Source organism: Desulfurococcus mucosus DSM 2162 (assembly GCF_000186365.1).
Classification (GTDB): domain Archaea; phylum Thermoproteota; class Thermoprotei_A; order Sulfolobales; family Desulfurococcaceae; genus Desulfurococcus; species Desulfurococcus mucosus.
Genome location: NC_014961.1, coordinates 579,395 through 601,825, shown reverse-complemented (window position 1 = coordinate 601,825; position 22,431 = coordinate 579,395). Strand labels below are relative to the sequence as shown.

At 53.1% G+C, this 22,431-nt stretch carries 25 protein-coding genes; 18 read left to right on the top strand and 7 right to left on the bottom strand.

The window, feature by feature from the left end; all coding sequences use genetic code 11:
• Positions 1 to 53: 53 nt before the first annotated feature.
• Genes DESMU_RS03085 through DESMU_RS03075 form a run of 3 tightly spaced genes read left to right on the top strand, consistent with a single transcriptional unit; the run spans position 54 to position 3,163 of the window.
• Complete coding sequence (locus DESMU_RS03085) at positions 54 to 1,034, top strand: thiamine-phosphate kinase (protein ID WP_013562136.1); 981 nt, start codon at positions 54 to 56, stop codon at positions 1,032 to 1,034.
• A complete protein-coding gene (locus DESMU_RS03080; RefSeq protein ID WP_013562135.1) occupies positions 1,031 to 1,906 on the top strand; it encodes a protein-tyrosine phosphatase family protein in 876 nt (291 codons plus the stop codon). The genes DESMU_RS03085 and DESMU_RS03080 overlap by 4 nt, the downstream gene beginning before the upstream one ends.
• Before the next feature lie 57 nt (positions 1,907 to 1,963).
• A complete protein-coding gene (locus DESMU_RS03075; RefSeq protein ID WP_013562134.1) occupies positions 1,964 to 3,163 on the top strand; it encodes a hypothetical protein in 1,200 nt (399 codons plus the stop codon).
• Between the two features lie 53 nt (positions 3,164 to 3,216).
• On the opposite strand, the gene DESMU_RS03070 is transcribed toward DESMU_RS03075, so the two are convergent.
• Both DESMU_RS03070 and DESMU_RS03065 read right to left on the bottom strand, forming a co-directional pair.
• Positions 3,217 to 3,846 carry a mechanosensitive ion channel domain-containing protein gene (locus DESMU_RS03070; RefSeq protein ID WP_013562133.1) on the bottom strand — a complete coding sequence of 210 codons (630 nt, stop codon included), beginning with the start codon at positions 3,844 to 3,846 and terminating at the stop codon, positions 3,217 to 3,219.
• A gap of 351 nt (positions 3,847 to 4,197) precedes the next feature.
• A complete protein-coding gene (locus DESMU_RS03065) occupies positions 4,198 to 4,878 on the bottom strand; it encodes a VTT domain-containing protein (protein WP_013562132.1) in 681 nt (226 codons plus the stop codon).
• 123 nt (positions 4,879 to 5,001) lie between these two features.
• Between DESMU_RS03065 and DESMU_RS03060 the strand changes: the two genes are divergently transcribed.
• The 7 genes from DESMU_RS03060 to DESMU_RS03030 all read left to right on the top strand — a co-directional run bounded on the left by DESMU_RS03060 (position 5,002) and on the right by DESMU_RS03030 (position 10,930).
• A complete protein-coding gene (locus DESMU_RS03060; protein WP_013562131.1) occupies positions 5,002 to 5,520 on the top strand; it encodes a DUF2299 domain-containing protein in 519 nt (172 codons plus the stop codon).
• Positions 5,521 to 5,554: 34 nt separating this feature from the next.
• Positions 5,555 to 5,974: a hypothetical protein gene (locus DESMU_RS03055; RefSeq protein ID WP_013562130.1), complete on the top strand. Its 420-nt coding sequence runs from the start codon at positions 5,555 to 5,557 to the stop codon at positions 5,972 to 5,974.
• 152 nt (positions 5,975 to 6,126) lie between these two features.
• Complete coding sequence (locus DESMU_RS03050; protein WP_013562129.1) at positions 6,127 to 6,486, top strand: helix-turn-helix domain-containing protein; 360 nt, start codon at positions 6,127 to 6,129, stop codon at positions 6,484 to 6,486.
• 6 nt (positions 6,487 to 6,492) lie between these two features.
• Positions 6,493 to 6,843 (top strand): hypothetical protein, encoded by a 351-nt coding sequence (locus DESMU_RS03045; protein WP_048078515.1) that lies wholly within the window; start codon positions 6,493 to 6,495, stop codon positions 6,841 to 6,843.
• Positions 6,844 to 6,880: 37 nt separating this feature from the next.
• Positions 6,881 to 8,362, top strand: coding sequence for a B12-binding domain-containing radical SAM protein (locus DESMU_RS03040; RefSeq protein ID WP_013562128.1), 1,482 nt, complete (start codon positions 6,881 to 6,883; stop codon positions 8,360 to 8,362).
• Between the two features lie 53 nt (positions 8,363 to 8,415).
• The gene (gene metG / locus DESMU_RS03035) at positions 8,416 to 9,945 is read left to right on the top strand and encodes a methionine--tRNA ligase (RefSeq protein WP_048078516.1); all 1,530 of its coding nucleotides are present in this window, start codon (positions 8,416 to 8,418) and stop codon (positions 9,943 to 9,945) included.
• On the top strand, positions 9,932 to 10,930 hold the full coding sequence (locus tag DESMU_RS03030; protein ID WP_013562126.1) for an ROK family protein: 999 nt from the start codon (positions 9,932 to 9,934) through the stop codon (positions 10,928 to 10,930). Before metG ends, DESMU_RS03030 begins: the two co-directional genes overlap by 14 nt.
• A 71-nt stretch (positions 10,931 to 11,001) precedes the next feature.
• Here the strand turns inward: DESMU_RS03030 and DESMU_RS03025 are convergent, their stop codons facing one another.
• Positions 11,002 to 12,321: a hypothetical protein gene (locus tag DESMU_RS03025; RefSeq protein ID WP_013562125.1), complete on the bottom strand. Its 1,320-nt coding sequence runs from the start codon at positions 12,319 to 12,321 to the stop codon at positions 11,002 to 11,004.
• 178 nt (positions 12,322 to 12,499) lie between these two features.
• Here DESMU_RS03025 and DESMU_RS03020 point away from each other — a divergent pair, with 178 nt between their 5' ends.
• Positions 12,500 to 13,483: an isoaspartyl peptidase/L-asparaginase gene (locus tag DESMU_RS03020; protein ID WP_013562124.1), complete on the top strand. Its 984-nt coding sequence runs from the start codon at positions 12,500 to 12,502 to the stop codon at positions 13,481 to 13,483.
• The gene (locus DESMU_RS03015) at positions 13,480 to 14,052 is read left to right on the top strand and encodes an HAD family hydrolase (protein WP_013562123.1); all 573 of its coding nucleotides are present in this window, start codon (positions 13,480 to 13,482) and stop codon (positions 14,050 to 14,052) included. Before DESMU_RS03020 ends, DESMU_RS03015 begins: the two co-directional genes overlap by 4 nt.
• Here DESMU_RS03015 and DESMU_RS03010 read toward each other — a convergent pair.
• Positions 14,047 to 14,832 carry an ATP/GTP-binding protein gene (locus DESMU_RS03010; protein ID WP_013562122.1) on the bottom strand — a complete coding sequence of 262 codons (786 nt, stop codon included), beginning with the start codon at positions 14,830 to 14,832 and terminating at the stop codon, positions 14,047 to 14,049. The genes DESMU_RS03015 and DESMU_RS03010 overlap by 6 nt on opposite strands.
• Before the next feature lie 5 nt (positions 14,833 to 14,837).
• Positions 14,838 to 15,914 (bottom strand): AmmeMemoRadiSam system radical SAM enzyme, encoded by a 1,077-nt coding sequence (gene amrS / locus DESMU_RS03005; protein WP_013562121.1) that lies wholly within the window; start codon positions 15,912 to 15,914, stop codon positions 14,838 to 14,840.
• A gap of 64 nt (positions 15,915 to 15,978) precedes the next feature.
• On the opposite strand from amrS, the gene prs reads away from it, so the two are divergent.
• From prs to DESMU_RS02990, 3 genes are read left to right on the top strand one after another with little or no spacing between them, the layout of a single operon-like run.
• A complete protein-coding gene (prs, locus tag DESMU_RS03000; protein ID WP_013562120.1) occupies positions 15,979 to 16,887 on the top strand; it encodes a ribose-phosphate diphosphokinase in 909 nt (302 codons plus the stop codon).
• Between the two features lie 17 nt (positions 16,888 to 16,904).
• On the top strand, positions 16,905 to 17,915 hold the full coding sequence (locus tag DESMU_RS02995; protein WP_013562119.1) for a TRM11 family SAM-dependent methyltransferase: 1,011 nt from the start codon (positions 16,905 to 16,907) through the stop codon (positions 17,913 to 17,915).
• Positions 17,905 to 18,654 carry a ribonuclease Z gene (locus tag DESMU_RS02990; protein WP_013562118.1) on the top strand — a complete coding sequence of 250 codons (750 nt, stop codon included), beginning with the start codon at positions 17,905 to 17,907 and terminating at the stop codon, positions 18,652 to 18,654. The genes DESMU_RS02995 and DESMU_RS02990 overlap by 11 nt, the downstream gene beginning before the upstream one ends.
• On the opposite strand, the gene DESMU_RS02985 is transcribed toward DESMU_RS02990, so the two are convergent.
• Positions 18,651 to 19,049: an RNA-binding domain-containing protein gene (locus tag DESMU_RS02985; protein WP_013562117.1), complete on the bottom strand. Its 399-nt coding sequence runs from the start codon at positions 19,047 to 19,049 to the stop codon at positions 18,651 to 18,653. The genes DESMU_RS02990 and DESMU_RS02985 overlap by 4 nt on opposite strands.
• Entirely contained in the window at positions 19,030 to 19,587 is a 558-nt protein-coding gene (locus DESMU_RS02980; RefSeq protein WP_013562116.1) for an AAA family ATPase, read from the bottom strand. Before DESMU_RS02980 ends, DESMU_RS02985 begins: the two co-directional genes overlap by 20 nt.
• A gap of 74 nt (positions 19,588 to 19,661) precedes the next feature.
• Between DESMU_RS02980 and thpR the strand changes: the two genes are divergently transcribed.
• Genes thpR through DESMU_RS02965 form a run of 3 tightly spaced genes read left to right on the top strand, consistent with a single transcriptional unit; the run spans position 19,662 to position 22,417 of the window.
• A complete protein-coding gene (gene thpR / locus DESMU_RS02975; protein ID WP_245526484.1) occupies positions 19,662 to 20,246 on the top strand; it encodes an RNA 2',3'-cyclic phosphodiesterase in 585 nt (194 codons plus the stop codon).
• An 18-nt stretch (positions 20,247 to 20,264) separates the two neighbouring features.
• Entirely contained in the window at positions 20,265 to 21,659 is a 1,395-nt protein-coding gene (cca, locus tag DESMU_RS02970; RefSeq protein ID WP_013562114.1) for a CCA tRNA nucleotidyltransferase, read from the top strand.
• Positions 21,602 to 22,417 carry a serine/threonine protein kinase gene (locus tag DESMU_RS02965; RefSeq protein WP_013562113.1) on the top strand — a complete coding sequence of 272 codons (816 nt, stop codon included), beginning with the start codon at positions 21,602 to 21,604 and terminating at the stop codon, positions 22,415 to 22,417. Before cca ends, DESMU_RS02965 begins: the two co-directional genes overlap by 58 nt.
• Positions 22,418 to 22,431 lie beyond the last annotated feature (14 nt).

The window sequence follows — 22,431 nt, the reverse complement described above, 5'->3', positions numbered from 1 at the left end:
AACTAAATACCCCTTGCCAGGGATAAAAACAATGTGGTTGAAGCGGTGGTTGAATGACTACTCTAGGTGAACTAGGCGAGGACGCAGTAGTGGATCTCATAGCCGGTAGATTGATCTCTCCCCCCTCCCTCGGAGAGAACTTGGGCCATCCTGACGACGCCAGAGATATGCTGCCAAGGGGCCCCAGGATCATATATTCAATGGACGCGTACAGGGTGCGTTCACTCATGTTGCCCTGGAGGACATGGCGGGACATTGGATGGATGGCGTTGACAGGGGCGGTGAGCGATATTGTCTCCAAGGGCGGGTTACCCAGTGTTGCAATGGTGGGGCTCGGGCTAAGCCGTGATGCAAGCATCGAGGAGGTCGAGGAGCTTGCCACAGGGCTCAGGGAGGCAGGGGAACACTACGGGGTGAGGATCACTGGAGGCGACACCAATGAGGGCGGTGATCCCTGGATAGCTGTCTCAGTGATAGGGTTCACGACATGCAAGCGCCCCCCAAGCAGGCGTGGTGCAAAGCCGGGTGACACAGTAGTGGTCACAGGACTCTACGGTGGAATGGGGTTCGTTGCACTGCACGGCGTAGAGAAGGCCGGTGAATTGGAGTGGGTTGTGAAGGCTTCCAGGAGAACCAGTGTAAGAGTGGAGGTTGCCCACGTTATAATGTCCACATACAGGTTCATACATGCATCGATGGATGTAAGCGATGGGCTAGGGTACACGCTCCAGCATATCTCAGCGCTCAGCGGGCACGGCATAGCCCTCAAGAAGCCCCCGTTACACCCGCCCGAGCTCGACGAGTACTGTAGGGGTGAAACAAGCTGCATATGGAGGCATGTGCTCGCTGGAGGCGAAGAGTACGGCGTGGTACTGGTGGTGGATGGAGGAGGCCTCAGCACCGTCGTCAAGGAGCTCGAGTACTATGGGGTTCCCTACACTGTGGTAGGAGAGGTTGTTGAGTCGCCGCCAGGAATATATATAGATGGTGTTAAGGCATCGCCACCCAGGTGGGATCAGTTCAAAGGGTGGTGAGCACGTTTTTCAAATGGGTGATCCCAGGTAAGCTGGCCCAGTCCCCTATGCCCAGGCTGAGCGATATCCAGGGGTTGGCCAGGCTCTTCACCGGTGTAGTGGTTCTCCCAGAGGCACGTGAGATGCATCCATACTACCTGGAGACCCTGGAGAACCACGGGATCGAAGCACTTCACATACCGACCCCAGACCTCCACCCGGTTGAACTACTGGATCTCCTTAGAGCCAGCTTCTTCATAGAGCGCCATGTGGGTGAAGGCGGGGCAGTCCTAGTGCACTGCGTAGGCGGGCTCGGGAGAAGCGGTGTCGTCACAGCCGCATACCTTGTTTTCAAGGGCCTCTCCTACTATGAAGCTGTAGCCAGGGTCAGGAGCGCTGTGCCCGGATCCATTGAGAACCCCTGGCAGGCCAGGATGGTTAGGACATACGAGGTTCTCCTCAAGGTTCTAAGGGATACGGGTCTACTGGCTGAGGTGGCCGAGGGAGTCGGCAGGGTTGCAGCCAGGGTGGCTAGGCATGCGTCTAAGGTGCTCCAGCTACACATAGAGCTACACGACCCGTTACACGTCGACGACCCATATATGAAGCAAGGGGTGAAGCGTGCCGTGGAAGGGTACTTTTCAAAGGGCGATGGGGTGCGTGTGGAGGGACCCGGAGATGAACTATGCCTCCCCGAGGCACTGGACCACGACTACAGCGGTAGGGTTGTAACACTACAGGTGGATCAAGTCGATAAACCCCTTGTAACCCTGCTCTGCAGAGACAACTGTAGCCAGATCGCTGATAGGGCGGCTGGGTGCAGGGATTACGTGTCGCGGCTACTCGGCGGAGACCCTGTTTTCCAGTGGGGTTATTACCTGGACTACGTGTGAAGCCCTTCTTTTTAAGGCAGCGTGCTTGATTCTATGGTTGCTGGGCGGTGGTTTCACATGGATCTACCGGTAGCAGCCTTCAACATAGGGCTGATATCCGTTATGGATCTACTGGTGAACTTGGTGGCGGTGAAATACTTCGGGTTCAACGCGGTTGAGCTCGGCATTCTCAACGCTGCTTGGACACTGGTCTTCATACCTGTTGTGAGGGTTGCAGACAAGCTATCTGATGCTGGGAGGGTTGGCTTACTCTGGCGTCTCGGCTCCTTCTCAATGATTCTTCTACAGGCCTTAATGTGTCTCTCTATGTGGTTTGATGAAAAACCCTTGATATACGTAGCCTACATGGTTCACGCAGTGCTACTGGCCTCGACGAGGCTCGCGGTGAACACCTATATCTTTGAAACCAGGAGTAGTGGTGAATGGAACAATACAGCGGTCACAGTATCCAGGCTCAGACTACTCTTCGAATCAGCGATCCTAGCGTTGCTCGCATACATAGGTTTCTCCAGCGTGCTATCCCACTACATTTACATTGCAGCCTTATTCACGCTGGCACACTTACTCGGCATCCTCGTGATCCACGAGCCGGCCTTGAAGATCGAGAGAATCCTGTATAGATTGGAGTCAACGCTCAGCAGGGCCTTCATCCCTGTCAAGGGCCTCTTAACCCTCTCATACCTAGAGATCGGTGGGTCAACACCCTTACCTACAAGAATATATGCTGCAGCAGCGGCTTCAACCGGGGTGGTTGTCACAGCACTAATAGGCTTCAGGCTGGGAAACGAGTACCTGTGGACACCGCTACCCTACTATTTAACGTACACACTTGGCATGGGGGTCAGCAGCGTACTACTGGTCTACGGGATAGGTAGGGCTGTAGCGTTCGCACTCTACTCGATGATTAAATCGGACGCCGTCTTCAGCAGGGGCTTCTTTGCACTCAGCATGATGGTTAGGCTCACAGCGCTCCTCGCATTGATCAATGTCAGGGAGACAGCGTTAATAGGGCTCCTCCTCGGGGCAATATATCTAGCTAACGACATAATAGATTCAAACCTATTCCTGATCTTCGCTAAGAGTCGCAGCGGGTATGGAGTAGGGTTGTACAGCCTCATAGGTGAAGCAGTGAGCCTAGTTGGCTCAGCCACTTCGGGCTACGTGTTCACCTCTCTCGGGCCGTTGCTAACTATAGCTGTGACAGGGCTGCTATCGGTCCTCGTGATCCCGGCGGTTCTCAAGCATGGAGGCGGGTAGCTTAGGAGCAATGTGTTTAATGAAGCAGTATCGACAAAAATCAGCTAGGTGTGTTACTGTGCCCGCTTCCTTAGAACTATCTTCTGCCCTATGATCATCGAGCTGGGGACGAGTACTTCGACGCCGTCCTTCCTCTCCACGATCGTGAACATCGTTGATATATCCTTGACGACGACCTCGCTTTCACCAGCGACATCAACTATATCGCCTATCTTGAAGGGCCTGACAAGCAGTATGAACATTCCTGCAACAGCCTGCCCAAGAACCTGTTGCGTGGCGAAGCCTATCACTAGTCCTATGAAGCCTCCCAGGGCTACTCCCGCTGCTCCACCCGCCACTCCTCCAGCTATGCCTGCTAACAGTCCGCCGAGGCCCAGTATCTTAATCATGCTTCTCACAGCTGCAGCTGTTGACGCACCGTACTTCGGCCTCAGCATCACGTAGAATAACTGTGCCACGGAGCTGACGATCATCCAGCCCAATACCAGTAAGACTATTATGTAGACATATGTGGCGTAGTCTTTCAACACGAGCAAACCCTCGAGCCTGGTTGCCTTAACCAGCATGTCGACGCCTTGTGTGAAGAACCACTGGAGTACACCCATGACTACTGCTACTACCACAGCGTACACTATTATCCTTGCAAATGCTTCACTCACAGAATCTGCTTCATGCTTACTCATGCTACCACCCAGATCATGATCTAACTCCAGGCGGCCTTGCATTTAAATCTTCTCAATTACGACTGGAAGCCCTATCCTCCAGGGCGGGGAAGAGGTCGGATATGTTGGAAGGATGAAAGTATTCATGCAGTATGGGAGCCGGTCGGAGCCCGCTTTAAACTATTCATTCATCGAGATACCTCTCCATATCCCGGGTTCCTCGTCATCCCGCTATGGATACATGGTTTATCGCATACCATCTACCCGTATTTCACCCATACCTTACCTCTCTTATATCTCTTTTCAACCCGTATTCAGAGGCCTCTCAACGAGTTTGATTACCACCGGTGCTTTAAGGGTGGAGAAACGCTTTCAGTTACGGTTTGCTAGACGGGACACATAACCCGGCAACTTTCTCAGCGTTGCATATAGCTCGCTGAGGAGTACTCTGACCCCTTGGCGGAATCCCTTCTCCCTGAATACGTTGCTCATGTTGATCCAATCTATTGAGCCAGCTATGTACATTGCTAGGAGCGTGATGGCTATGTAGGCTGCTACCGTGACCCATGAAGGTATGCCGGGGTGTTCTTCGAAAAGGAATGAAAACGCTCTCCCGTAGACGGCTGCCATCGAGGTTACCACGAGCTTTCCGGCTGTCAGGGCTGTGAAGAAGAGCAGTATATTGTACCTGGCGTAGCCTACCGGTATGTAGACCACGTCGTCAGGTATTGGTAGTGCTGCAGCCATGAAGACCATGATGAATGTCGCAGTACTGTGCCTGCTGGTCAAGTAGGCTATGTTCTGCTTGAACCTGGATTCACGGCCGAAAGTGCTTAAACCCCTCCCGAGCATGTATACGAGGAGCTTCCCTATGCTGGCTCCCAGCGCTGATGAAGCCACGGCAAGCATAAGGCTCCAGGGATCTCTGATGCGTGCAAAGAAGGGTGCCAGCCAGAACAGGTAGGGTATAGTGGAATACGGTATCGCGTTGGAGACTAGTGAAACTATGAAGAACCCTATGTACTCCCCGGCTTTGAGTGCCGCGTTAATCAACGGTATAACCTCCTCTCCGCCCTAAAGGGGTAAACGACTTGGCTTCTCCTACCCATGTATTCCTCCACCAGTATAAATACGTCCTCACATATATGCTGTTGCATGGGAAGTGGTGGGTCACGCTTGAAGGACGACATAGGTGACTTGATAAGTAAGTGGCTGATGGATGAATCATTCATCTTGAGGAGGTTTGAAGCCCCGCCGGAGGCACGTGTTAAATGGGGAGTCAACGTGTCCACACCTGGTACGCCTGGCGTTAACTTCACCGTGGTGAACCCTCTTGACAAGCCGGATAGATACATACTTGCACTCGCAATCCTCATATCGCCGGAGCACGCGAGGGAGCTCGATAAGCTTAAGCCTGCGGAGAGGCTGAGGGTTATGCATAGTATTCTCTCAAAGGCTCTAACGGTCTGTGCAGACTGCAAGATAATGGTTCAGCCCAATATACTTAGCCCTCAGGCAATAGCGGTGAACATGGAGCTCTTCGAGGAGGAGATACATCGCTACGGTAAGCCCTTCTTCCTTAGACTCGTATGGAGGCTTCTCAACACGTATCTAGCCATAGTTTCAGGCTTCAATGAATGGATGCCTATCCCTCCACCCGGCACCGATAAGTCGGCGGCGCAAGCATTTATATAGCTGGGTATCGATAACTATTATTCGGTGGTAACCTGTGAGGAGACTCCTCCCCTTAGCAGTCATATCGCTACTCTTATTGACCCCGGTGCTCGCATCAGCCGGGGACACCGGTGTAAATGCAACTCAAATAGATTTCCTCGGTAAGGTGTTGAGCAATCCGAGGACATACATCGTGGTCATAGTACAGTTCCTGTTGGGGCTTGCCCTCGGCTACTTCTCGCTGAAGGCATTGAAGTACATAGTAGCATTGATACTCGTAGTGGTTTTAGGCATGGTTCTATCGGTGTGGAGCATTGGAGGAGACATATATGATTTACTAGCCAACATATATGGCTCCTCCTCGCAGCTCATACACGTAGTTGAATCCCTTGCATCAACACTCGGGCTCCTAGCCCTAGGCCCAACAACAGTAGGCTTCATAATTGGAGCAATCCTGGCGTGGATTAAGAGCTAGCATGCATGGAACCCGGGGATCGCTCCTATCTAGGCATCCCGCAGTATCAAGCACGGCTTACTCAGCCTGCCTAGGGTTGCAGGCATATTTTTAAGTTGAACCATCCATAAATATGGATCGTTCGGAACAAACAGAACAATCAGGTGGCTACAGTGAACGGCCTGCTCACGTTGCTCAGCCTCATAGGGTTGAAGCCGAATATGGCCAGGATTATTGCTATCCTACTGCTCAGCAATAAGGCCCTAAGCCTGAGCGAGGTCTGCAATGCTACAGGCTACGCGAAGAGCAGGGTTTCAGAGATAATGAGGATTCTAGAGGCTAAGGGCCTCGTAGAGGTCAGCATCGTTAAGAAGAAAGCCTACTACAAGGTTAGAGTGGAGGCCCTGAGGAAGCATATAGAGGAGCACTTGGAGAGGCTTGCGAGGAGCCTTGAGGAAGCCCACAGGGAGAGCGGGGTACGGGACTTCATGGAGATCGCTGAAGCCGTTAGAAGACTCCAGGTTAAAAGGTGAGCCATGATGCTCTGGGACTGCGAGGGCTCACTAGTGGTGTTCCTAGACTCACCTGAAACAGGCATCGATGAGGCTAGGAGCAGGGTTCTAAGGCACCTTGCTGAGAAGGGTGGTAGAAGGATAATAATTGTAACCCATAGGGAGGCAGATGTAAACATGCTTGAAGCACTGAGAGACCTCGTTCTAAGCAACCATGTCTATTCAATCGCCATATACGAGGCTGAATCCAGGAGGGAGGCCATTGGGATGTTGAACGGGTTGCCGTGTAGTAGTAGAGTGGTTGCGATCGCACCGCGTAGCAGGGCCAGTGAACTGTCGAAAATACTCAACAATGGTGTAGCACTAGAGGTGGTGTAGCACGGGCTACGAGATAGTTATTACGAGCGATAGAACAATGATGAGTAATCACCACGGCAAGGAGTTCCTCGGGTTCGTTACAACCGGCCCACCAATAGGCATGCCGGAGTCCCTTTGGATGAGGCTGGCGGCGCCGAGGATAAGGGTTGACGAGGAGGGGAAGCCGAGGGAGGCCCCCTACGGGATGAGGAAGATCGAGGCCGTGCTAAGGGATGCAGGCTTCAATGCCGCCATAATAGACCCTGATCACCTGTGGAAGCATGTTGACTCAATGAAGGTTCTAATGCTCAGCCACCACGACTACTTTGCCTACGGGCCACCTAGCAGCGAGTGGTGGAGCTTAACTGGGCTGGAACCCGTTAACAGGAGGAGCTTCATAAGGCTCATGGAGAGCCCGGCCGTGAGGAGGGCTAAGGAGAAGGGCGTTAAGATAATAGCTGGTGGCCCAGCTGCCTGGCAATGGCTCTACGAGCTGGAGCTAATGGAGAAATGGGGTGTCGACACGGTTGTCGACGGTGAGGGCGAGAAGATAGTTGTCGAGCTTGTTGAGAAAGCATTAAGAAACGAGAAGCTGCCGCGCTACGTGTATGTCGGCGTAGGCGATGTACCCGGCGTCGATGAGATCCCGGTTATAAAGGGGGCAAGTGTCAACGGGCTTGTAGAGGTGATGAGGGGGTGTCCCAGGGGCTGCAAGTTCTGCAGTGTCACCTTGAGGCCGCTGAGATTCATACCGCTTGAGAAGATACTTGCAGAGGTGGACGTGAACATTAGGGCTGGCTTGAAAGGCATAATACTGCACAGTGAGGATGTACTACTCTACCATGCCGACGGAGTGAAGCCTAGGGCAGACCCCGTGGTGAAACTACATGTCGAGGTTCTTAAAAGGATCGGGGAGAGAAGGAGTCTTGCATGGTCCCATGCCAGCCTTGCAGCAGTGAAATATGCTGAGGAAAACTATAGGCTTATCTCAAGGCTCATGAACGAACTCGTCTTGAATGAGCACCGTAAGTTCCTCGGCGTGGAGGTAGGCATAGAGACGGGTAGCGTGAGGCTTGCACGCGAGATCATGAGGGCTAAGGCAAGCCCTTACCCCGTGGAGGAGTGGCCTAACATCGTTGAGGACGCATTCAGGATCATGCATGAGAACAAGGTGATCCCGGCTGCAACAGTGATCCTCGGGTTCCCTGGTGAGACGCCCGACGACGTTGTTGAAACCATAGAGTTAATTGAGAGGCTTAAGCCGTACAGGAGCATCATAGTTCCAATGTTCTTCGTGCCGATGGGTGCACTGAAACGCGACAAGTGGTTCCTGCGGGAGCACCTGAAGCGTGAGCACATTGATGCACTGCTCGCCATGTATAATCATACAATCTACTGGGCTGAGGAGATACTGCGCGGCTTCTACCTGAAGGAGCCCTACTACATGCCGGTCAGGCTCATGCTCAGATACTTCATTAGATACGTGAAGAAGCAGGTCGACAAGTATGTTGGGAGACTTGAGGAAATAATTAAAAGCTGAGACGATCCTTATTCATCTCTCAAAGAATACGTGTACATATGATGGCGGTAGAAATGAACGTGTTTTACGTAACCACGCCAATATACTACCCGAACGCACCACCGCATATAGGGCACGCATACACCTCCGTGTTCGCTGATGTACTGGCAAGGTTCAACAGGTTGATCGGTAACAACGTGTTCTTCCTCACTGGTAACGATGAACACGGCTTAAAGATCCAGAGGGTTGCGGAGAAGGCGGGCAAGCACCCCAAGGAGTTCGTCGATGAAATGGCCAGCGTCTACAGGGAGTACTGGAGGACCCTTGGGATATCCTACGATCACTTCATAAGGACAACGGATCCATACCATGAGAAAGCAGTGAAGGAGGCCTTCAGCTACATACATGGAAAGGGGCTTATATACAAGGCGAAGTACAGTGGAATGTACTGTGTGGACTGTGAAAAATACTACTCGCCAGGCGAGTACATCGAGGTAGATGGGAAGCCCCATTGTCCAATCCACAATAAGCCCCTTGAATACCTCGAGGAGGAGACATACTACTTCAAGCTCTCAGAATTCAAGGACTACCTCCTAGACATACTTGAGAACAAGGATGTAGTATACCCGCAGCAGTATGCAAGGGAGGTGGCGTCAAAGATAAGGAACGAGGGGTTGCGGGATGTGTCGGTTGCCAGACCCGTTGAAAGAGTTGGATGGGGTATACCGGTTCCCTTCGACGACAAGTATGTTATATACGTGTGGTTCGACGCGTTGATGAATTATCTCAGCGGGGTCGGCTACCCGGATGACAAGGAGAGGCTCCAGCTCTACTGGAGTAACGCACACCATGTCATCGGGAAGGACATCCTCTGGTTCCATACAGCCGTATGGTTTTCAATACTGAAGGCGCTTGACCTGCCTCCGCCTAGAAGAGTCATAGTTCACTCCTACCTGATAAACAGGGGGTTGAAGATAGGGAAGAGCGCCGGCAACGTGATCTCCATAGAGGAACTCGTCTCAAGATACAATGGCAGTGATGGAGTCAGATACCTCCTTGCAAGAATATTTAACACTGATAAGGATAGCGAGGTCTCCTTCGAGTTACTTGACAGCATATATAACAGTGAGCTCGCGGACACCTACGGAAACCTGGCGAGAAGAGTCGGCACCCTCTCAATGAAGAAGATGAATGGTAAGGTGTATAGGAGGAGCGTTGACAAGGCTGTAGCAGACCTTGTGGCGACGCATGTGGGGGCGTACATTGACTCCATGAAGAACTACGAGGTGTCAAAGGCGCTGGAGCACGCCATGGAGATCGCGAGGTACGCGAACCAATATGTCAACGAGTCGAAGCCCTGGGAGAAGCCTAATCCGAGCAAGGAGCTCTACACGTTGCTAGAGTTGATCCGGGCGGCCACGATCCTACTGCATCCAGTTATACCCAGCGCCTCATTGAAGCTGGCGTCCTCCTTTGGGTTCGAAATAGAAAACCCGCTTAACATAAGGCTTGAAGGCGTGGAAAGATACACGGTGGTGGAGGCACCGATACTCTTCAGGAAGGTGCAGGTGGAGCGGCAGGGAGTCGGGGTTGGGACAACCTAGATACATAGCCGTGGATATAGGGGCGTCGAAGACTAGGATAGCTTTATGCGACGGGAGCAGGATACTTGACAAGGTGGTTTTTTCCACGCCGAGAACCGGTGACAGCAGGACTATAGCCGAGGCAATAGTCTCCAAGACCATTGAGAAATGGAGGGAGGAATTAGGGAGCATAGAGGCCGTGGGGGTTGCCTCGATAGGTCCTCTCGACCTGGAGAGGGGTAGAGTTGTCAAAACCCCGAACCTCCCCTTCGAGGAAATAGAGCTCCTGGAGCCGTTGAGCAGGATGCTCGGTGTAAAAGTATATGTTGTCAACGACGCTGTGGCCGGTGCATGGGGGGAGAAGCATTTTGGCGCTGGGAGACACGTTAGAAACCTGCTATATGTAACACTAAGCACGGGCGTCGGCGGAGGAGTAGTAGTCGACAACCACTTGCTCCTAGGAAAGCAAGGCAATGCACATGAAATAGGGCACATAGTTGTAGACTACGACTCAGACCTCAGGTGTGGGTGCGGCGGCTACGGTCACTGGGAGGCCTACGCTGGGGGAGGCAACTTGCCTAGGGTGGCACTCTGGCTCCTCGAGAAGAACCCAGGTCTCTACAGGGGAAGCGTGCTTGCTGAAAGGCTTAGGAGCGGGATCCAGGTGACCAGCGTAGACGTGTTTTCACTCTATAGGGCCGGTGATCCCCTCGCAGCAGATGTTGTAGGGCACTATATAAGGGCCACGGCAGCGGGACTGGCATCGGCCATAAACGTGTATGACCCAGAGCTCGTAATCATAGGCGGCGGCGTCTTCCTGAACAATGCTGACATCCTGCTGAAGCCTGTGAAGAGGAGAGTGCTCAAGGAGATTGTAACCAGGCCACCTATCATACAGCCAACAAGCCTAGGGGATGATGTCGGCCTCTACGGGGCTCTCGCAATCGCGGTGGAACCACCCCCTGAGCTACTGGAAGCGCAGGGCAGGAGCTTTCATCAGGGTTAGCTAAGGAGGATCCTAGAGGTAGCCAACCCTGAAATAGTGGGGGCCTATAGGGATAAACGGCTGTTGCACAGTTAGATAGTCTTGATCGTTGAAGCCTCAAGGTATGCAGCCAGTAGGAGTAAGAGTATTCCCGCCGACACCACTGCAAGGTACCTCCTTGCTTCATGGATCCTGGTCACCGAGGACGCTAACACGGCGTATGCAAGCATCTCCACGATAGCGTATGGATAGGTGAGCACTGATATGATTCTCAAAGCCTCTTCCAGCGGCAACCCGTAGACAACAACCCCTATCACTAATCCAGCGTTACAGACGCCTGAAGACAGGATCACGGATCCAAAGGGCACTATGGATGCTGCTGAGACAGCCAGGTTATTCAAGAATATCGTCATGGTTAGCATTGGTAACTCCATGGAGGCTAAGGTTTCTCCTATATTCCTAGCCTGAGCGCCGAGCAGCTCAGCGTACACAGGGTATCCTGCCACGCCTGCCACCAGCCCGGTGGCGATTAACGCGTAGACTAATGCAATGTTCACTGCGAGCACTAGTGGATACCTGCGGGCCTCCAATGCCTTATTCAATGCGAACCAAGCTAGTCCAAGAGATATATTGGAGGCGAAGCTATATGGGACACCCATGTACGAGGATAACCAGAGTAAGCCAACCGTTATAAGCATTGCTCCAACCACGCGGGACACAGACTCATCGCTTCCCAAGCCCGGTGGAGTAGATGGGACGGGTGGATTAGGGTGACTGCCATGTATCGTTGACACATGCCTATTGTAGTCTTTCACCACCCTGTACGCCATGTAAGAGGTGTAGAGGCCCAGCGATGCAACCACCAGTGCGAGATCGAGGACGACTTCAACCACAGTATACCTCTTGCTTCGTGAACCACCTAGAAGGACGCTCTCTTCTTCAACCACATGGTTCCTCAAGGCCTTCTCCACGAAGACTAAGAGCACGGGGTATGCACCTGTGAAGAACGCTACTAGGGCCCCTGTTACAGGGGATGGAAGCATTGAGGATGTCACAGCGTTACGCGTGTAAAGCAATGCGCCCCTGAGGTCTCTTCCACGAGTAAAGTAGTATGTTGCCACACTGCTCTCGTAGAGGTGCTTCTTAACTATTCGGAGAAGGCGATACGTTGACACGGTGGACGAGATCAGGTAGGCTAGGAGGAAAATGGTGAAAGAAGAGTAGACACCGCTGGCATCGAGTACTTTAAGCACCATGTTGACATTGTAGAGAAGCACGAGGACTGCTGCAACCGTGAAGAAGCCTGGTAAGACGTGAAGAACGTAGCCCTCCCTCTCGAAAACCAGTGAGGAGACAAACTGAGAGAGCTCGTCATGCCCACCCGTAGCATCCTGCGTCGGCTGGCCGCTCATACAGCTCCCCTATACATGTGATGAGTGCACACGAACACCACTATGAGTGAAGGGGCTTTAATAGCCCATGACAGCATGTTCTATTCGCCCCAAGCTATCGGTAACCCTCGTGGTGGGAGGAGAGTGTTGCCGCATGGTTTTAAGCCGGTCACCAAATAGTGAGGAGCCGGTGGGAGCCATGGTTAAAGCCCTTGTACTCCACGGGGGAGCAGGTAGTTGGAGAGATGAATCGGTTAGGGGAAGAGCTGAGGAGGCTGTAGGAGAGTGCACTAGGCTTGCATGGAGACTCCTAGATGAGTCGAATAACGCGTTGAAAGCCGTTGTCGAAGCTGTGAGATGCATGGAGGACTCAGGTGTCTTGAATGCAGGCTATGGTTCAACACTCAACCTGCTGGGTGAGAGGAGCCTTGACGCCGGATTAATGACTTCGACAGGGCTCATGGGAGCTGTCGCAGCAGTGAAGGCTACGCGTAACCCGATCCTTCTGGCCAAGATCGTGGCTGAGGAAACCCCTCATATACTGCTAGCAGGCGAGGACGCTGACAGGCTAGCCCTACTCAAGGGTCTTCCGCCTCTCCCACCCCCGCCTCAGCACGTTGTTGACAGGTATATCCAGGCTGTGAGGAGGCTCCTCGGCGGTGAGCTGAAGCAGGAGTACTATAAGAAGATATATGAGTTCGCATCCCTGCATAGTAGCGTGTACTATCAGATGTTAAAGGAGCTAGTCAGCGTCTTCGACACTGTTGGCGCTGTAGCCGTCGACGATAAAGGGGTTCTCGCAGCCGCCACGAGCACGGGGGGTGTTACATTAAAGCTCCCTGGGAGAGTCGGCGACACCCCTGTACCGGGTGCAGGCTTCTACGCGTCCACTAATACAGCGTGCAGTGCCACGGGTATCGGTGAATACATTATTAGAACCATGCCGTGTCTGAGGCTCGATATAGAGGTATCCAATGGTGTGGGCCTGCGTGAAGCCCTAGGGAAGGTTATGAGCCACGTCAACGCCTCAGTAGGGCTCGACGCACTCGGCTTCATAGGTGTCGACAGGGAGGGTAACATCTTCTACGCTTACAACACGGAGGGCATGCTGGTAGGCTACACTAGGGATGGCAGGGATGTATACGTGGCTTCACAGCACCCTGAAAAGATGAGGGTACTATGAGGTGCGTGCGGACAATAGTGGTCGATGTAGACGGCACGCTGATACCCAGCTTAGTGGACTTCGAGGGCCTCAGGGAAAGAATTAGAAGGGAGCTTGGAGTGAGCCACGAGCTAAAGCCGCTTGGGCTCTCCCTGTCACGGCTGCCCTTGAGTGATGAGGAGAAGCAGAAGGCGTGGAGGATAGTGGAGGAAGAAGAGTTGAGAACGATCGCATTACTGGATCCCGAGGCTTTACGTGGAAACATTGAGGGATTACGGAGGCTGGCCGCCGAGGGCTTCAGGATAGTTATAGCCACGCATAGAAGCATGGAGACGTTGAAACCCGTTATCGAGAAGCTCGGCTTAGCCGGGTATATCACTGAGGCTGTTACACGGGATTACTCTATCGACAGGGTTGAGCAGTTAAGGTATCTCAAGGCGAGGTATGGTGACATAGTTTTCATTGGCGACACAGTCTACGATGAAGATGCATCGGCAAGGGCTGGAGTAGAATTCCACAGGGTGGCCTCGCACAGCGACCTGGCCAACGTGCTGAAGCTGTTGGAGGACAGGTGCAGGGAGGCCCTATAGGACAGGGTTTGGTTCCTCGGTAAAGTAGTCTTCGCCTCCTGCAAGCACCCTTTGTATTGCAGCGTAGAGGGAGTCGAATCCCTCGCCAAGGGTGTTTGAAACAGGAACTATGTCGAATACTAGTAGCTTCTCGAGGATGGATGAGATCTCTTCTTCATCCCATACGAGGCTGGCCTGCTTCTCGCTAGCTATCTCCACGCTAAGCGTGTCTGGGTCATCTAGGAGCCCCGTCAACTTCCCCATAGCCTCCTCGCTGAGGAGGTCCACCTTGGTGAGCACGTTGACCTGGGGGTAGCCTAGCCTGGCATGCGTTGACGCAGCTAGGAGTAGTGCTGAAAAGATGTTGGAGCTCCTGGAGGCGTAGGTGGAGTCTATGAGGTATAATGCCACGGCTTTCGCATCGCCCACTATGGATTTAAGCACTATTGAACCAGTGTCCCTGAACGCGAAGAGCTCCATTTGCCCCGGTGTATCAATCAGGATGTAGTTGGCCTTCATGCTCCACACTAGATCCTGGATCTCCTGTATGTTGGCCAGCAGCATGTCTATGGAGGCTATTAACGCTCCATTGGGTCCCAGGCCCCTTCTCCTCATGACATCCCTCGCATCCACGTAGTCTCGGACATCGATGTCTGGGTCATATGGTAGTTCTTCAACAGCCGGGTCAAGGTTCACTATCGCTGCGTCAAGCTGGTGTGAGACAAGGTATGTGTGCAGCATGCTGGTTAGAGAGGTTTTACCGCTTCCAGCTGTTCCGAGAACTATTATGAAGTAGGGCATGGGGCTCACCAATACATGAATAAACCACGGGATCTATGAGGTCTCCCGGCGAAATTCAATCTATACCCGCATACAGGGCATTTAAATCCCTCCCTGAGCCTCCAGTCAACTATGTAGAAGCCTCTTCTCTCAACCACTAGGCTACCGCATTTGGGACAGTAAGTGTTCTCAAGTGGATGCCCCCATACATTCCCAATGTACACGTGCTTCAACCCGGCTCTCCTAGCTGCCTCAGCATGCTTCTCAAGGGTTTCAACAGGTGTAGCCGGGACATCTAGCATCAGGTAGTCTGGATGGAACCTCAGCAGGTGGAAGGGTGTCTCATCCCCTAGGTTTGAGGCAATCCACTCAGCCAGCTTCACAGTGTCCTCAATCCTGTCGCCTACTCTCGGCACGATGAGGTTTGTTACCTCTATCCACCATCCCTGCTTCTTCATCTCGATGAGGCTCTCATATATTGGGGAGGGGTCGGGTACCCCCATGTATCTCCTGTAGAAGTCTTTGTTCCCCGATGCCTTAAAGTCCACGGTTGCGGCATCAATTAGCCCGCCGAGCTTCCCAATTGCCTCCGGCGTCATATACCCGTTTGTAACCATCGTGTTGTACAAGCCCTTCTCCTTGGCTAGCTTGGCTACATCATACATGAACTCGTAGAATACCGTGGGCTCGTTATACGTGTAGCTTATCCCCTGGCATCCACTGCCTACTGCTTCCTCGACTACCTCCCATGGCTCATAGGGCTTGCCAAACATGCCGTTCCTCCTCGACTGGCTGAGCACCCAGTTCTGACAGAACCTGCAGTAGAAGTTGCATCCAGCTGTCGAGATGGAGAACGCGCAGGAGCCCGGGTTGAAATGCATCAAGGGCTTCTTCTCTATTGGATCCGGGTTTGCAGCCGTCAGCAACCCGTAGACAAGCGTGTAGAGCTTGCCCTCGTGGTTGTATCTAACGCCGCATGCACCATAAGCCCCCGGCACTATGATGCATCTCCTGTGGCAGAGATTACACCTCACCCTTCCATCTCCAAGGGGCTCCCAGAAATCAGCTTCCCTGACCCCTGGCATGTCTATTGAGAACTTCACGTTCCCCAACCCTGCTTAAATAAATTAGTTTAACCCTCCTATTAATAACGCATGGGTGGCGTGCTTGGTCAAGGCTATAGTAGCCGGGAACTATGGTGAAGGCTACAGGTTAGCCGGGGAGATAGGTGCGGAGACCCTGGGGGTTGTTGAAAAAGTCTTCCCCGACGGGGAGCAGTATGTGAGGATTAGTGAGCCGGAGAAAGCCAAGGGCTCCAAGGTTGTAGTCGTCTCGACAATGTACCCTATGCAGGATCAAGCGTTCATCAAGCTGCTCATGCTGGGCGATGCGCTTGCCAGGAGCCAGGCTGCCATGTACCTCGCCGTCATCCCGTACCTAGCGTATTCGAGGCAGGACAAGGTATTCATGCCCGGGGAGCCGGTCTCAGCCCTCATAGTTGTAAACACGCTTAAGGCAGCTGGCTTCAGGAAGCTGGTAGTAGTCGACTTCCACAGTAGTAGCTTGTTAAGCCAGCTCAACGACTACATAGTCAACGTAATGGTGTCAGACCTCCTGGTTAAGACCTTGATGAGTGATGCTGAGAGACCCGTTATCCTGGCACCGGACAAGGGTGCGCTTGAGAGGGCGAGGTTCGCAGCCAACAGTATTGGGGTGGACTACGACTACCTGGTTAAATCCAGGGATAGGGTGACAGGGGAAGTCAGCTACACGCCCAGGGAGCTTAGGGTGGCTGGCAGAGATGTAATAATAGTGGATGACATAGTGAGCACCGGGGGAACGATAGCCGAGGCCTCCAGGATGCTGATGAAGCAGGGTGCGAGAAGAATACATGTAGCGACCTCCCATGGGCTGCTCGTAGGGAACGCGTTGACCAGGATGCTTGACGCAGGGGTCAGGAGGATAGCCCTGGCAAACACGCTTGGGGTAAGGGTGGATCACCCGCTGGTGGAGTACGTTGACGTAGTGCCCCGGCTTGCAACGGTGGTTAAGGAGATCCTTGGCAGCGAACCCTAGAGGCGTGGCATAAACCCATGGAGTCCTCCACAAGCTACTTCCTGCTTAGAGGAGACGGCGAGTCGCTTGCAAGAGGCGAGCTCAAAGCACTACTGGAGACATACATGTGTAGGGGTGTTGACATTAAATGCTACACGATGCTATGCGTGGTTCGGCACTCGTGTAGCGGCATAGAGGAGAAGGTAACGTGGAGAGCCGGCTTCATTAAGGAGGCAGGGCTACTCCTCGGTGTGGACAACCCCTATAATCCATCTGCCTCAATAGATCCAGGCCTAGTGGAGGGCGAGGAGATACATCCATCAATACTCAAGAAGGGCGTCAGCGAGGGCGTGGCTGGAAGATACGTGTCCTATTTTGCAAGCCTACATGGTTTGAAGGCGTCGAGCACTGGGAGAGGGCGTCTCCGCTTGATCTTCACTGACGGCCTGGTCTTCATAGGGCTTAAGGGATATGAGCAGGACTCCAAGGCTATGCTGCTCAGGGGAGGGAGCCACAGGCCCTTCAAGAGGAGTATAGCATTAACCCCTGATGTATCAAGGTTGCTGATAAACCTTGCCCGGGTCAGGGAGGGTGGTATACTGCTAGACCCCTTTGCTGGCACAGGCACCATACTGATGGAGGCGTGGTCGATGAATATCAGGGCAGTGGGGATCGAGGTAGATTGGAGGCTGGCTCACGGAATGGAAGAGAACCTTAGGTTCTACAGGGCTAACGCCATACCGGTTCTAGGCGACTCCACGTTCATCAATGTAGTCAACGTTGACGCGATAGCCACCGACCCACCCTATGGGAGAGGTGCGAGCACTCATGGACAGAGCCAGCTAGCCCTCTATGATGCATTCTTAGGGAAGGCATGGGATGTGCTTAGGAGCGGCAGCTACATGAGCTTCATGACGCCGGCGTGGCTCGAGGACGCTGTGAGCAGGCTGCTTTGCAGGCATGGATTCACGGATATAGCCCGCTACTACCAGTATGTTCACGGCGGGCTAACCAGGGCTATATACGTGGTGAGAAAGGATGAATGCTAGAGTATTCTTCCTAGGCACTGGCGCAGCGGTACCGGTTACACGTGGATTACCCTGCATAGCGGTTAAAGCCGACTCCAACATATATTTATTCGATGTTGGCGAGGGATGCCAGTCCAAGATGCTTAAAGCCGGGTTAAGCCCGCTCAAGGTTAAAGCCGTATTCGTAACCCATCCCCATGGAGACCACTACTTGGGGTTACCGGGGGTAATCCAGACAATGGGTTTAACCGGGAGGAAGGAGCCGCTTAAACTACTGCTCCCCCGTGAACTAGACGAGTACTTTAGGCTCATACTGGAGAGGAAGCTGCTTAAACCCGGGTTCCCGGTGGAGTTCACGGTGTTGGCGAATGGCGAGGTCTACAGGGATGAAAAGATCTCTGTGAGAGCATACCCGGTGAACCATGGCGTGGAGGCCTACGGCTTCCATGTAGCCGTCGCGGGGAAAACCCTCTGCTACACTGGTGACACTATGCCGTGTAGTAGCGTGGTTGAGAACTGCCGGGGCGTCGATGTATTGATACATGAATCAACCTTCACCAGCGACATGGGTCCCGAGGCCCATGAGGAGTATCATTCAACAACAAGGGATGCTGCCTCAGCTGCCCTGGAGGCAGGTGCTGCTTCACTCGTCTTAACCCATATAAGTGCCAGATATAGTGATGAGGATGTATTGAGGGATGGATTAAGGTTCTTCTATAACACGGTGGTTGCCCGCGACATGATGATCCTCTACCTCTAACTGGAGCCCGTTAAATACCTTGATGCCTCATCGAGCTCGGCTTCATCTCCTTCCACAGTGATCCTTATGGCGCCGAGAGGCGACTCCTTCTCACTGTCAACGAGGGATAGCTTACCAACATATGCCGCCTGCTTATGTAGCAGTATGGTTATCGCCCTGTTCTCGCGATGCCTGTGGATATAGCTTCTGAGAGCCGGCTCCACCTGCTGAACCCTGGCCAGCTCCCTAAGCGGTTTCAGCGACTCTATCGTAAGCGAGACACCTCTGGCCAGCCTGTAGCCGCCTCCCTGATCACTGATGACCACGTCGCCTGCGAACACGTTTCCTACGGCTTTCTTAACCTTCTCAGAGTCCTCGGTGGGCCTCACTTCTGCTTCAACCACGACTCTGACCACTCCTCCCCACCAGGTTCACCAATATTTTAAACGCTTCTTCCTCAGCCTCCCTGGTGCTCGACTCGTTTACAATCATGTAGTCCGCTAAGGCTATTACGCTGCCCAGGCCGAAGCCCAGCTCTGTCATGTCCCGTTTAAGGAACTCCTCGTAGGATGATGGATCCCCGGGTCTCTTCCTTTCAAGAAGCCTCCTGAACCTTGTCCTAGGCGAGGCGTGGACGGCTACTATGACTACGTCTCCATGCTTCTTGAACTCCTCGACCTCTATGAGGCTCCTCACACCATCCACGACGACAACGCTGTTTTCCCTCCCTATTTTCTCAATGGTTCTAACCGCCACGATGTTTTCACCGTGCTTCCTCCTCAGCTCGCTGGATGTGGAGACCATTAGCTCAGGGGTTACAACACCGTATCTTCTCGCAACCTCCTCCCTGATCACGTCTCCCATTGTGTAAACCGGTAGACCCAGCTTCCTCGCCGCCTCAACCACTATACTCTTCCCGGAGCCTGGCATTCCTGCAACAAGTATGAAGAGCATGACTCAGCCTCCATGCCCCGGGGTGTGGTTAATATACTTGGAAACATTTTAATGTTTCAAGGTTGGCTAAAGAGGTGCGGGCCTTGAGCAGTGAGCTGGTGAGGAGCTTCATAGCCATCGAGGTTAAGAACAGGGATGTGTTGAGGAGGTTGATAGAGGCCAGGGACAGGGTCGCCGGGGTAGGCGTCGACTTGAAGCCCGTGGAGGATGAGAACATCCACTTAACGCTCAGGTTCATTGGTGAAGTACCAAGGAGCACTGTGGAGGAGGTCTGCGGGATAGTCACCGGCATCTCCTTTAAGCCCTTCGAGATGCATGTAAAGGGGATAGGGGGTTTTCCAAGTCTTGAGCGGCCGAGAGTTATATGGGCGGGGATTGAGGAAGGCGCTGGAGAACTCCTCGAACTATACAGGGTTGTCGAGGCTGGCCTAAGGAGGCTTGGGGTGAAGCCTGAGAGAGAAGAGTTCACTCCACATATAACGCTTGCGAGAGTCAAGGGCTACAGGGGCCTCGAGAAGCTTGTAAAGGTGCTCCTGGAGATGAGGGACATGGATTTCGGTTACACCCCTGTTGACGAGGTAATCGTTAAGAAGAGCGTTCTAACACCTCGGGGTCCCATATACAGTAACATATGTGTGAAGAAGCTGGTGCAGCAATGACAGTGAAGTGGGATGGGCATGGAGAGCGTTGAGGACGCAGTGCTGAAACTGATCAAGCCGAGCAAGGAGGAGTACCTCCACGTCCTCGGGGTCTACGAGACCATAGCGGGGACGCTTAAAAAGGTTCTCAGCGAGCACGGCGTTGAAGCCGAGGTGACGCTACAGGGGAGCATAGCACACGACACATGGCTCTCAGGAGACAGGGATATGGATATCTTCGTCCTCTACCCGGAGTCCTGGAGCATTGAGGAGTTGAAGACCAAGGGGTTTAAGCTCATAGTTGAGGCAGCCGGGAGGCTTGGAGGCTACGAGCTCAGGTATGCGGAGCACCCGTATGTAAGAGTCAGGGTGAGTGATGTAGAGGCGGACATAGTGCCAGCCTTCAACATATCTGACCCTGCAAGAGTGAGGACAGCTGTGGACAGGACACCGTTTCACACGAGGTTTGTCAGGGAGAAGCTAACCCCCGAGATGAGGGATCAGGCAAGGCTTTTGAAGAAGTTCATGAAGGGGATAAACGTGTATGGTGCAGAGGTGAAGACCAAGGGGTTCAGCGGCTACGCTGTTGAACTACTCATAGCCAAGTATGGTTCGCTGAGAAGGGTTCTAGAGGAGGCCTCCCAGTGGAACCCCCCTGTCTACATAGATACGTTGGGCGTCGACAAGGGGTTCTGGAAGGAGTTTAGAAGGAAGTACCCTGACTCAGTGGTATACATGCCGGACCCCGTGGACCCCATGAGGAATGTCACAGCCAATGTATCCCTTAAGAGTCTCTCAACACTCACATTGGCCTCGAGATGCTACATGGCTAATCCATCCCCCGTATTCTACGGTCTAGGCTCTAGGCAACCCCAGCCCGAGGAGCTGGCAGGGAGGCTCGCCGGGAGATGCATAGTTCTAGTTGAATACGTTCTCAACGAGAAGCTGCCTCCCGACGTCGTGTGGGGTGAGTTAAACAGGGTTAGGGATGCACTGGTTAAGCTCCTCCACAACATGGGCTTCCATGTTATTGATTCATCCCCCTGGAGCGACGAGGACAAGTATTCCGCAATACTGGTCGAACTCGAGGCATGTAATCTACCAGTCTACAGGCACTATACTGGTCCAGCCACCAGGTTCGGTGAGAGAGCCCTGAGCTTCATATCGAAGCACCTGGCTAGCGGCGTCGGCCTATGGATTGATGAGAGAGGCTTGTTGAACGCTCTGGCTCCAAGGAAATACACTGATGTGACGCAGCTACTGGTTGAAAGGGCTTGGGAGTACAGTGTTGCACCCCACTTCAAGGGGAGGAGACCTTCCATAAGGATCCTTGATTCAGACACTGTTAGAGAGCTGGCTGGTAAAGGGGCGTTGACATGGGTCTCGGAATTCGTATTGAAGACGCCTTCATGGATGGAGAAGTGCATTTCCTAGCTAGGGGTTTAAACGACCCCTATACGCGTAGAATACTCTGCTTCCCAAGTGATTGTGAAGGGAGTCTCCTAGCTGAAAGAGTCGACAGGCTGATGAGAGACGGCTTCATATACCTGCTTGAAACAGGCTCGGTGATACACGGGGTCAGAGTACTCGGCAAAGGGTATTCCTCAATAGTTGTCGCAGCATACCACAGGAGGCATGGGTTAGGTGTGTTGAAGCTTAGGAGGCTGGATAGTAGGAGGGATGATTTATCCAGGGAAGCTGAGTCAATGATGAAGGCGGGTGGGTCAGGGGTTGTACCAGAGCTCTACACGTATAGTAGGGACTACATATTCAGGGAGCTCATTGATCCACTGAGATGCAGACCTGTGGAAGACGTGCTTGCAGAGCTCAGCGAGGCAGGGAGGATTAAGGAGTTGAAGAAGCTGCTCCGCATGGTTTTCACCGCCTTGTGGAGGCTTGACTCCACGCGGGTTGACCACGGGGAGCTCAACCGTCCAGGCGACCACGTCTTCATCTGCAGGGACAGCGTGAAGATCATAGACTGGGAGAGTGCGAGAGTATCGGAGAAACCGGGGAACCTTTCATCTTTCGCGTCCTTCATACTCTACAGGTTTAAGCATAGTGGGAGAATCCTCCAGGAGCTCGGCGTGGACAGGGGGAGAGCTAGGGTTGAGCTCAAGAGGTACAAGGAGAACTACAGCGAGGACTCCTTACACAGGTTCCTTGAAGCCATGGGCTTAAACACCGGGTAGAAAGAACCAGAGGT

Coding starts and splice junctions, on each gene's coding strand:
- DESMU_RS03070 (WP_013562133.1), bottom strand. CDS start 3,846: ATGAGTAAGCATGAAGCAGATTCTGTGAGTGAAGCATTTGCAAGGATA.
- DESMU_RS03040 (WP_013562128.1), top strand. CDS start 6,881: ATGATGAGTAATCACCACGGCAAGGAGTTCCTCGGGTTCGTTACAACC.
- DESMU_RS03045 (WP_048078515.1), top strand. CDS start 6,493: ATGCTCTGGGACTGCGAGGGCTCACTAGTGGTGTTCCTAGACTCACCT.
- DESMU_RS03085 (WP_013562136.1), top strand. CDS start 54: ATGACTACTCTAGGTGAACTAGGCGAGGACGCAGTAGTGGATCTCATA.
- DESMU_RS03075 (WP_013562134.1), top strand. CDS start 1,964: ATGGATCTACCGGTAGCAGCCTTCAACATAGGGCTGATATCCGTTATG.
- DESMU_RS03025 (WP_013562125.1), bottom strand. CDS start 12,321: ATGAGCGGCCAGCCGACGCAGGATGCTACGGGTGGGCATGACGAGCTC.
- DESMU_RS03020 (WP_013562124.1), top strand. CDS start 12,500: ATGGTTAAAGCCCTTGTACTCCACGGGGGAGCAGGTAGTTGGAGAGAT.
- DESMU_RS02990 (WP_013562118.1), top strand. CDS start 17,905: ATGAATGCTAGAGTATTCTTCCTAGGCACTGGCGCAGCGGTACCGGTT.
- DESMU_RS02980 (WP_013562116.1), bottom strand. CDS start 19,587: ATGCTCTTCATACTTGTTGCAGGAATGCCAGGCTCCGGGAAGAGTATA.
- metG (WP_048078516.1), top strand. CDS start 8,416: ATGAACGTGTTTTACGTAACCACGCCAATATACTACCCGAACGCACCA.
- cca (WP_013562114.1), top strand. CDS start 20,265: ATGGAGAGCGTTGAGGACGCAGTGCTGAAACTGATCAAGCCGAGCAAG.
- DESMU_RS03010 (WP_013562122.1), bottom strand. CDS start 14,832: ATGCCCTACTTCATAATAGTTCTCGGAACAGCTGGAAGCGGTAAAACC.
- DESMU_RS02965 (WP_013562113.1), top strand. CDS start 21,602: ATGGGTCTCGGAATTCGTATTGAAGACGCCTTCATGGATGGAGAAGTG.
- DESMU_RS03015 (WP_013562123.1), top strand. CDS start 13,480: ATGAGGTGCGTGCGGACAATAGTGGTCGATGTAGACGGCACGCTGATA.
- DESMU_RS02995 (WP_013562119.1), top strand. CDS start 16,905: ATGGAGTCCTCCACAAGCTACTTCCTGCTTAGAGGAGACGGCGAGTCG.